The following is a 4,292-nucleotide window of genomic DNA, read 5'->3' on the forward strand; positions in this document are numbered from 1 at the left end:
ATTCCGGGACGTGAACCCCTCCACGCGCCGGTGGTCCGACGGCTGGTGGTCGTCCGACTACAGCAGGAGCGGCTGGTGTCCGGGCGACCGTGTGCCGCCGAGGCTCATCGATCTCTCGGGTGTCCTGGAGCCCGGTGAGCACACGCTGACGTTCACCGTGGAGGACGTCCGGCCGAAGGACGACGCCGGCCACTACGGCTACTGGCGCGTCTCGGCCGCGCTTCTTGGCTGGAACGAGTGAGGAGAGCATGGCCCTCGTCCGGAGCAGCAGGAACCCCATCCTGACGCGCGCGGACATACCGGACGTGCCGCCGGAGGTCGTGGACGCGACCTCGGTCTTCAATCCGGGGGCGGCGCGGCGCGGGAACGATGTCGTGCTGCTGCTGCGTGTCCAGACGCGCGGCCGCGTGACGCACTGCATGGTCGCGCGGAGCGGCGACGGCGAGCGATTCACGGTCGAGCCGCGGATCGTTGAGCTTCGCGGCATCGAGGATCTCGAAGAGCAGGTCTACCACGTCTACGACCCGCGCATCACGCGCCTCGACGGCTCCTACTACATCACACTCGCGCTCGATGTCGACGCCGGATGCCGGTCGGGACTCGCGCGGACCGATGACTTCGAGACCTTCGAGTTCCTCGGTGTCACCGGGGACGCGGACGTTCGGAACGTCGTTTTGTTTCCGGAGCGGGTCGGCGGCAGGTATCTCCGATTGGCGCGCCCGAACACGGTCGGCATCTCGGGCGACACGATTCGTCTCGAGGAGTCAAACGACCTGATGTCGTGGCGTCCCGCGGGCGATGTCATGACGGGACGACCGCATTACTGGGACGAGCTCATCGGCCCCGGCCCACCACCCGTGAAGATGCGCGAGGGGTGGCTCCTCGTCTATCACGGCGTGGCGACACACCTCTCTTCGGCGCACATCTACCAGGCCGGTGCGGTCCTGCTCGACCTCGACGATCCGTCCCGCGTCATCGCGCGGACACGCGAGAATGTCCTTGAGCCCCGCGAGCTCTACGAGCACGTCGGTCAGGTCCCGAACGTCGTTTTCCCGACCGGGCTGGTGGTCGATGTCGACGTGGACGGCTTCGCGAAGCCCGACGCCCCCGCTCACATCTACTACGGCGCCGCCGACCTCTGCGTCGCTCTCGCGACCGGGACCATCTCCGACCTCCTCGCCGCCTGCCGCACCTGACGGAGGACTCCATGTCGACCGCTCCACGGAAGGTGTTCGTCGTCTCGCACACGCACTGGGACCGCGAGTGGTACCTGACGTTCCATGAGTTCCGTACGCTGCTCGTGCGGACCGTGCGCCGCGTGCTCGACCGGCTCGAGAACAACGCTTCCTTCGAACACTTCGTGCTCGACGGGCAAACGGTCATCCTCGATGACTACCTCGAGATCCACCCTGAGGACCGCCCGCGCGTCGAGCGACTCGTCCGGGACGGCCTGCTCTCGCTGGGGCCGTGGTACGTGCTGCCAGACGAGTTCCTCGTGAGCGGAGAGGCCCTCGTGCGGAACCTCCTCGTCGGTCACCGGGTCGCGGGTTCGTTCGGCGGCATCCTGAAGGTCGGGTACCTCCCGGACACGTTCGGGCATGTGGCGCAGATGCCGCAGATCCTCGCTCGGTCCGGCATCGACTCGTTCGTCTATACGAGGGGAAGCGGGGAGGAACTGGACGACCTCGGGCTCGAGTACCTCTGGCGAGCGCCGGACGGAAGCGAGGTCCTCGCCGTGAACCAGCACGGCGGCTACTGCAACGCCGGCGGCCTCGGGCACGAGGAGATCTGGCAGGCGCACACGCGGCGCGAGGTGAGTGTCGAACGCGCGGTCGACAAGGTGCGGGAGCTCTTCTCGAAGATGGCCGAGCGCTCGAACGGCGACGTCTGGCTGCTGAACAACGGCTGCGATCACTTCCCGCCGCAGGCGAAGTTCGGAGAGATCCTCGAGGCGCTTCGGGCCGCGTTCCCCGGGACCGAGTTCATCCACACGGGGTTCGACGCGTTCGTCGAGGAACTCCGCAGGAGCGGGGCGGCGACGAAGAGCTGGTCCGGAGAGCTTCTCTCGGGGAAGGAGCACCCGATCCTGACGGGCGTGTGGTCCGCCCGCATGGAGCTCAAGCAGCAGAACGACGCTGCGCAGTCCTTTCTGGCCGACTATCTGGAGCCGCTTGCGTCGTACACGCACTTCGTGCACGGACGGGAGTACCCGGCGGGTTCGGTCGACTACGCATGGAAGGAGCTCTTGAAGAACCAACCGCACGACTCCATCTGCGGGTGCAGCACCGACGCGGTCCACCGCGACATGGTCCCGCGCTTCGCCGCGGTCCGGGAGACGGCGCAGCAGGTTCTCCGGTACGAGCTCGAGCACCTGACGCCGACCTTCGCGCGGCGGGCCGAGGACGACCACGAGACGGTCATCGTCGTCGCGAACCCGCTGCCTGTCGTGCGCACCGAGGTCGTCACGCGGCTCGTCGTGCTCCAGCCGCCCGGCGTGGACGTCTCGCGTCTCGAGCTGCGGGACGAGAGCGGGCACACGGTCCCGATGAAGGTGCTCGACTCGAAGCGCCTCGAGCGGTTCTGGGGCATCGACTACCGGACCCTGCTCGACTACGGGGCGCAGCGCGCCGTGCTCGAATGCTACCTCCGGGACTTCGCCGACCGCATCGTCCGGTCCGAGGAGGAGCGCGAGACGAGCGACCAGTTCCTCACCATTCAGTTCCTCGCCGAGGACCTGCCTGCGGTCGGCCACGCTTGCTTCTTCCTGGTCGAGGGGGAAAGCGACCCGTCGGCCGACGCCAGCGTGAAGGTCGACGGCGACACCATCGAGAACGAGCACTGTCGCGTGACGCTCCACACAAACGGGACGTTCGACATAGAGCACACGGCGACCGGTCGCGTGCTCCGGGATCTGAACGTCCTTGAGGACACAGAAGATGTGGGCGATGAGTACGATTACTCGCCCGCGGAGACATCACACACTGTGACGTCCACCGGCGCTTCCGGGAGTCTTCGGGCCATCGAGGCAACCGGGTTCTCCGGGCGTCTGGAAGCGTCCTTCACGCTCCGGCTGCCCGAGGCGATCGCGCCCGACCGCGCACGGCGCTCCGACGCGACCATTGACTGTCCGGTGAATGTGCGCGTCGGGCTCCGGCAGGGAAGCCCGGTCGTCGACGTCGAGGTCGTCTTTGAGAACCGGGCCCTCGATCACAGGCTGCGCGCTCACGTCCCGACCGGCGTGGCTGCCGACACGATCATCTCGGACGGTCACTTCCTCGCGAACGAGCGCCCCGTCGACCAGGAACGGCACGACGACTGGCTCCAGCCACCGGCGGGGACGGTTCCGCAGCAGGAGTTCTCACTCGTCGAGGACGGGGAGTTCGGTGTCGCGGTCCTGGCCGCGGGCCTTCCCGAGGTCGAGCCACGACGCGACAGGGAAGGAAACGTGGCGCTCGCCCTCACGCTTCTTCGCGCGGTCGGATGGCTCTCGCGCGACGACTTCCCGACCCGGCGGAACATGAACGCCGGACCGACGATCCCGACGCCCGACGCACAGTGCCAGGGACCAGGCGCGTTCCGCTATGCGGTGCTTCCCTATGCGGGAGACTGGGTGAGCGCAGGGGTGAAGCGCATGAGCAGGTTGTGGCGCGCGCCGGTGCTCACCATGCAGGGCGTGCGCGACCTCCACGTGCCCGGCGGCACAGGGCTCGTTCGGACCACGAGCGACGCCGTCTCCGTGACCGCCGTCAAGAGGCACGAGAAGCGGGACACGCTCATCGTGCGGCTTTACAACCTGACCGGAGAGCCTGTCAGAGAGCGGTTGGAGTTCGGCCTTGAGCCGGACTCTGCGTGGACGTGCGACCTTCTGGAGAGGCGCGGCGCCCCCGTCGTCGTGAACGGCCGTGACATCGTCCTGGACCTCGGCCCACACCAGATTGCGACGGTCGAGGTGGCCTTCGCGGGACCAAGCTCTCCGGACGGCACAGACCACTCCTGAAGAATCACTCAACCCCGTCATCAACCCCAACACCGCGGTTTCCACCTCCCCAGGGCCCCAAGATCAAGCAAGCAGTGGTTGACGCTCACTCGCTCGGCGTGTTATCATGTCTGATGATGTAAGTATTGACGGATGTGGCGTCGCTGCAGGCCCGCTCGGTGATGATACCGTGGCTTCAGGACGTGATTGGTTTCGCCTTCGGGTCCTCGAGGGACATGTCATCTTCGACGGGCTGCACAGGAAGTGGGGAAGCTCGGGCGAAACGCGGAGGTTGTCATGAGACAGTGCACCATAG

3 protein-coding genes are annotated in these 4,292 nt (G+C 67.0%); all 3 read left to right on the forward strand.

Annotated features, from left to right (window positions below; translation table 11 throughout):
- The coding region (locus GF405_11230) for a peptide-N-glycosidase (GenBank protein ID MBD3368725.1) at positions 1–241 on the forward strand (241 nt) is incomplete at its 5' end.
- Positions 242–248: 7 nt separating this feature from the next.
- The gene (locus tag GF405_11235; GenBank protein ID MBD3368726.1) at positions 249–1,196 is read left to right on the forward strand and encodes a glycosidase; all 948 of its coding nucleotides are present in this window, start codon (positions 249–251) and stop codon (positions 1,194–1,196) included.
- Positions 1,197–1,207: 11 nt separating this feature from the next.
- Positions 1,208–3,997, forward strand: coding sequence for a hypothetical protein (locus GF405_11240; GenBank protein ID MBD3368727.1), 2,790 nt, complete (start codon positions 1,208–1,210; stop codon positions 3,995–3,997).
- The last annotated feature ends 295 nt before the right edge of the window (positions 3,998–4,292 follow it).

Source organism: Candidatus Effluviviaceae Genus V sp., from assembly GCA_014728125.1.
Classification (GTDB): Bacteria; Joyebacterota; Joyebacteria; order Joyebacterales; family Joyebacteraceae; genus WJMD01.

Coding starts and splice junctions, on each gene's coding strand:
- GF405_11240 (MBD3368727.1), top strand. CDS start 1,208: ATGTCGACCGCTCCACGGAAGGTGTTCGTCGTCTCGCACACGCACTGG.
- GF405_11235 (MBD3368726.1), top strand. CDS start 249: ATGGCCCTCGTCCGGAGCAGCAGGAACCCCATCCTGACGCGCGCGGAC.